Origin of the sequence: Scandinavium sp., from assembly GCF_051650185.1 — a bacterium.
Classification (GTDB): Bacteria; Pseudomonadota; Gammaproteobacteria; order Enterobacterales; family Enterobacteriaceae; genus Scandinavium.
The window spans coordinates 1-4135 of sequence record NZ_JBOFIN010000009.1 but is presented as its reverse complement, the minus strand read 5'-3'; the positions used below and the strand labels follow the sequence as shown (position 1 = coordinate 4135).

Here is a 4135-nt window from a genome sequence, read left to right as displayed (position 1 = left end):
GATCAGTTGACCGATCCAGTGGCTGTGTAAGAATCCGGAAACGCTCACTCGTTTCCGGATTTTTTTATGCTCATTGGACAGGCACTTGATTTGGTATCCCGTTACGATTCTCTGCGTAACCCACTGACTTCTCTGGGGGGTTACCTCGACCCCGAACTCATCTCTCGTTGCCTTGCCGAATCTGGTACTGTAACGCTACGCAAGCGCCGTCTTCCCCTCGAAATGATGGTCTGGTGTATTGTTGGCATGGCGCTGGAACGTAAAGAGCCTTTGCATTAAATCGCCAACCGGCTGGATATTATGCTGCCGGGAAACCGCCCCTTCGTTGCTCCCAGCGCCGTTATTCAGGCCCGCCAGCGGCTGGGAAGTGAGGCCGTCCGTCAGGTGTTTTTGCAAACGGCGCAGTCATGGCATGCTTCCGTGACCCATCCTCACTGGTGCGGTCTGACGCTGCTGGCCGTGGACGGCGTGGTCTGGCGAACGGAAGATACTCCCGAAAATGATAAAGCCTTCCCGCGTCAGTCGCATGGCGGTAAGCCGGGGCCTTACCCGCAAGTCAAAATGGTCTGTCAGATGGAGCTGACCAGTCATCTGTTGACGGCCGCGGCGTTCGACACCATGAAAGAAAGTGTATACACGCTGGCAGAACAACTGATAGCACGAACCGGCGATAACACCCTGACGTTACTGGATAAAGGCAATTACTCCCTGGGTCTTCTGAATGCCTGGCATCAGGCCGGAGAGCACCGTCACTGGATGATACCGCTGAAGAAAGGGGCGCAGTACGAGGAGGTAAGAAAGCTGGGGGAAAGGCGACCATCTGGTGAGGCTGAAAACCAGCCCGCAGGCGCGGAAAAAGTGGCCGGAACTGGGAGAGGAAATGACCGCACGACTGCTGACGTCTATGACGGACAGCATGCGCTTCCCGGGCGGGGAGATGGCGGACCTGTACAGCCACCGGTGGGAAATCGAGCTGAGTTAACGGGAAATCAAACAGACAATGCAGCTGAGCAGGCTGACGCTACGCAGTAAAAAGCCGGAGCTGGTGGAGCAGGAGTTGTGGGGCGTGCAGCTGGCCTACAATCTTGTGCGCTAAGATGGCGGCGAGCCTGAAGGGATACTGGCCGAATCAGCTGAGCTTCGCGGAATCGAGTGGCCTGGTGATGCGGATGCTGATGACATTACAGGGCGCTTCACCGGGTCGAATCCCGGAACTGATGCGAGATATGGAGAGCATGGCACAGATGGTGAAACTGCCGGCAAGGAGAGAAAGAGCCTTTCCGAGAGTGGTAAAGGAAAGGCCGCAAAAATACAGTAGGGCCTGGAGATAAACTGCCAGTCAGTCGCTTAACTGACTGGCATTACTCACATTGGGAGCCTTTTTATTGCTGAGTGCTTAGTGTTTGTAGATGAACTCGACACCTTCTTCGTCGTCTTCATCCCAGTCGTCGTCCCAGTCGTCGTCCCAGTCATCATCATCTTCAACGTCAGTGCCTTCAAGCTGCTCGCGATGATAATCGTCCCACATGAACTCGACTTTCTCTGGCTGTTTTTCTTCTTCCGCTTTCGCGACCGGGTTTTCGATGATGAAGGTCATCACATCCCAGCAAAGATCTTTCACGCCCTGCTGGCTTGCCGCAGAGATCAGGTAGAACTTTTCTTCCCAGCCCAGCGCTTCAGCAATGGCTTTTGCTTTGGCTTCTGCCTCAGCTTTGTCCATCAGGTCGATTTTGTTGAACACCAACCAGCGTGGTTTTTCAGCCAGCTTCTCGCTGTACTTTTCCAGTTCGCCGATGATGATCCGGGCATTCTCCACTGGATCAGAACCGTCAATCGGATCGATGTCGATCAGGTGCAGCAGCACGCGGCAACGCTCAAGGTGTTTGAGGAAGCGAATCCCCAAACCAGCCCCTTCCGCTGCGCCCTCAATCAGGCCAGGGATGTCTGCGACCACAAAGCTTTTCTCGTTATCCATACGGACAACTCCCAGGCTTGGGACGAGAGTGGTAAATGGATAATCAGCCACTTTAGGCTTCGCGGCAGAAACGGCGCGGATAAAGGTAGATTTACCGGCATTCGGCATCCCCAACATCCCAACGTCTGCCAACAGCATCAATTCGAGCTGCAGGTCACGCTTGTCACCCGGCGTCCCCATGGTCTTTTGACGTGGAGTACGGTTAACGGAAGACTTGAAACGGGTGTTGCCCAGACCGTGCCAGCCGCCCTTAGCGACCATCAGACGCTGACCATGTTTGGTCATATCGCCCATCGTCTCGCCAGTGCCCTGATCAATCACACGCGTGCCCACAGGCACTTTTACGGTGACATCTTTGCCACGTTTACCCGTACAGTCACGGCTTTGGCCATTCTGACCACGTTCAGCGCGGAAAGATTTTTCAAAACGGTAATCGATCAGGGTGTTGAGGTTTTCGTCAGCTTCGAGCCAAACGTCACCACCATCACCACCGTCACCGCCGTCCGGGCCGCCTCGTGGGATATATTTTTCGCGACGGAAGCTCACGCAACCGTTGCCACCATCCCCTGCTACGACCAGGATCGTTGCTTCATCAACAAACTTCATTTTACTCTCCGTAAATCATTCGCCTGAGCGGGGTAACGGGACTACCGCTTCACGCTTACGCCACCGTCCCCATAGACGATGACCAATGGCGGAATACATCGCGCCCGCAACCACGACAAACGCACCGAGATAACCTAAAAGGTTTAACATCGGTCTGGCGAAGAAATCGGGCCAGGCCATTGATAATAAATCTGAAAATAACAGTGTAAACAGCGGGGTCAGCGTAATCAGAGCGCTGACCTGCGCCGCCTGCCAACGGGCCATGGCTTCCGCCAGAGCCCCATAACCCACCAGGGTGTTGAGCCCACAAAAAATCAGGCACGCCAGTTGCCAGTCGCTCAGTTGAATAATCACGCCTGGCCTGGCCAACGGCAGTAACGCTATCGTACATAAAGTGTACAGCAAAAACAGGATCTGCTGTGAGGCCAGACGGCGCAATAACACCTTTTGCGCGACTCCGTAGCTCACCCAGACCGTTGCCGCGCCAATGCCGAAAATGACACCCCAGGTGTAATCCGTCAGGCGGGTGAAAATCTCAATCAGGCTGGTGTTGAAGAAGAGCACCAGCCCACAAAGCAACATCGCGGCACCGATTATCTGGGTGCCACGCATTTTCTCTTTCAGGATGACGACGCTCGCCACCATCATCCCAACAGGCGAGAGTTGCCCTATCACCTGCGATGCCGTCGGGCTCAGATACTGCAGAGATGAACTGAACAGAATGAAGTTGCCAAACAGCCCACCCGTGGCGATTGCCAACAGCACTAACCAACGCGGCTTGCGGAAAAGATGCAACTGCGGAAGTTTGCCTTTGATAGCCAGAATGGTCCCCAGACCAAGACTCGCCATCAGGAAGCGGTAGAACACGATGGTAGGAGGTTCCATCACCTCCAGCACCTGCTTCATTGCGATTGGCAACGCACCCCAACACATCGCGGTGGTGAGCGCCAAAAGAGTACCAATGCCCGCCTGCTGCTTCATGCCCGTTATCCCTGTAAGAAATTTTCCGGACTCTCAATGTAAAAAGCCCCGCAACACGTTGCGGGGCTTTCATCCGTTACCGGACCGAAAAACTTACTCAGCAACGATGCTGATGAATTTACGGTTGTTCGGACCTTTAACTTCGAATTTCACTTTACCGTCTGCTTTAGCAAACAGAGTGTGGTCACGGCCGCAACCAACGTTGTTGCCAGCGTGGAATTTAGTACCACGTTGACGAACGATGATGCTACCTGCCAGAACAGTTTCGCCACCGAAACGTTTTACACCCAGACGTTTAGCTTCTGAGTCGCGACCGTTACGAGTTGAGCCGCCAGCCTTTTTATGTGCCATTTAATCTATTCCTCAGGTCTTAGGCGCTGATGCCAGTAATTTTCACATCAGTGAACCACTGACGATGGCCCTGCTGCTTACGATAGTGTTTACGACGACGAAACTTAACGATTTTAACTTTCTCGCCACGACCGTGAGCAACAACTTCAGCTTTGATTACGCCGCCATCAACGAAAGGAACGCCGATTTTGACTTCTTCACCGTTTGCGATCATCAGAACTT

4 protein-coding genes and 1 pseudogene are annotated in these 4135 nt (G+C 53.8%); 1 reads left to right on the top strand and 4 read right to left on the bottom strand.

Annotated features, from left to right (window positions below):
• The first annotated feature begins 66 nt into the window (after positions 1-66).
• Positions 67-1331 (top strand): annotated as a pseudogene (locus tag ACRCWW_RS01125) (IS4 family transposase).
• Between the two features lie 65 nt (positions 1332-1396).
• Here ACRCWW_RS01125 and cgtA read toward each other — a convergent pair.
• The 4 genes from cgtA to rplU form a co-directional block, all read right to left on the bottom strand.
• A complete protein-coding gene (cgtA, locus tag ACRCWW_RS01120; protein WP_438680746.1) occupies positions 1397-2581 on the bottom strand; it encodes an Obg family GTPase CgtA in 1185 nt (394 codons plus the stop codon).
• Positions 2582-2596: 15 nt separating this feature from the next.
• Positions 2597-3562 carry a DMT family transporter gene (locus ACRCWW_RS01115; RefSeq protein ID WP_438680745.1) on the bottom strand — a complete coding sequence of 322 codons (966 nt, stop codon included), beginning with the start codon at positions 3560-3562 and terminating at the stop codon, positions 2597-2599.
• A gap of 93 nt (positions 3563-3655) precedes the next feature.
• A complete protein-coding gene (rpmA, locus tag ACRCWW_RS01110) occupies positions 3656-3913 on the bottom strand; it encodes a 50S ribosomal protein L27 (protein WP_097164196.1) in 258 nt (85 codons plus the stop codon).
• A 19-nt stretch (positions 3914-3932) separates the two neighbouring features.
• A partial coding sequence (gene rplU, locus ACRCWW_RS01105) for a 50S ribosomal protein L21 (protein WP_230519869.1) occupies positions 3933-4135 on the bottom strand: 203 nt, incomplete at its 5' end.